The sequence below is a fragment of the Microcystis sp. LE18-22.4A genome, from assembly GCF_027531105.1.
GTDB lineage: Bacteria > Cyanobacteriota > Cyanobacteriia > Cyanobacteriales > Microcystaceae > Microcystis > Microcystis aeruginosa.
Map to the genome: position 1 here is coordinate 1 of NZ_JAPZRB010000463.1, position 1320 is coordinate 1320.

Sequence of the window (1320 nt, forward strand, 5' to 3'; positions counted from 1 at the left end):
GCCAAGCTTTTCTGGTCGGAACCCCCTAAGCCGAGTTTTCAAGGTGCTGCGCCGTCCACTTGGTTTTCGAGACTGGCTTTTTAATTCTAACGTAAAGCCAACCTAGAACGGCGGGGTTTCAGACCCAAAATTTCCGATGAAAAAAATACATCAGCTGCCGTCAGGCTTGAATCAGTGATCAGTAATCAGTAATCAGTAATCAGTGATCAGTATTCTCCGAGTCGGGAGTCAGTATTCAGGAGATTGCTTTTATTTATTCTCCCCACACCCCACACCCCACACCCCACACCCCATCATCCCACACCCCACACCCCATCATCCCACACCCCATCATCCCACTTCCCCATCTCCCCACACGCCAACTAAATCACTTAATTTGTGCTACGATAATAGTTTTGGGATAAATTTAAATAGGAGCAGACTGTCTGTATGTCTCGTTATAGAGGACCGCGCTTGCGCGTTGTGCGTCGTTTAGGGGAATTACCAGGCTTAACCCGTAAAAATGCCCGTCGTGCCTATGCACCCGGGCAACATGGCCAGGCCCGCAAAAAACGTTCAGAATATGCCATTCGTCTAGAAGAAAAACAAAAACTGCGTTTTAACTACGGTGTCAGCGAGAAACAATTAATTCGCTATGTCCGCAAAGCTCGCCGGGCTACCGGTTCCACTGGTCAAGTGCTGCTGCAACTCTTAGAAATGCGTCTGGATAATACCGTTTTCCGTCTCGGTATGGCTGGGACAATTCCGGGGGCGCGACAATTAGTCAATCACGGTCACGTCACCGTTAACGGTAGAGTTGTGGATATTGCCAGTTATCAGTGCCGTCCGGGTGATGTGATTGGAGTTAGAAATCAAGAGCGTTCCCAGGATCTAGTCAAAAGAAATATGGAATACCCCGGTTTAGCCAACCTGCCGAGTCATTTGGAATTTGACAAAAACACCCTTGTGGGCAAAGTGAATGGCGTTGTGGAAAGAGAATGGATTGCCCTCTCGATTAATGAACTGTTAGTAGTGGAATACTACTCTCGGAAAGTCTAGGAAAAAAGCCTTTTCCAGATACCTTGAGGACGCAAGTGGCAGCGTCCTTATTTTATCTCAAATGTCGGGGCGAAGACCCGAAGCGCTTAGTGCGATGGGACGGGGCTTTTAAAGGGGCGAATTACTTCGCCCCAGGGTTCCCCTCATCGGAAATTTTGGGTCTGAAACCCCGCCGTTCTAGGTTGGCTTTACGTTAGAATTAAAAGGCCAGTCTCGAAAACCAAGTGGACGGCGCAGCACCTTGAAAACTCGGCTTAGGGGGTTCCGACCAGAAAAGCTTGG

Annotated in this window: 1 protein-coding gene; it reads left to right on the forward strand. The window is 48.7% G+C overall.

Annotation, left to right across the window (positions count from 1 at the left end):
• Nucleotides 1-429 precede the first annotated feature (429 nt).
• On the forward strand, nt 430-1038 hold the full coding sequence (rpsD, locus tag O9295_RS20205) for a 30S ribosomal protein S4 (RefSeq protein ID WP_002798058.1): 609 nt from the start codon (nt 430-432) through the stop codon (nt 1036-1038).
• Nucleotides 1039-1320: the final 282 nt, after the last annotated feature.

Bases quoted from the DNA above. Each gene is read 5' to 3' on its own strand.
- rpsD (WP_002798058.1), top strand. From the start codon at position 430: ATGTCTCGTTATAGAGGACCGCGCTTGCGCGTTGTGCGTCGTTTAGGG.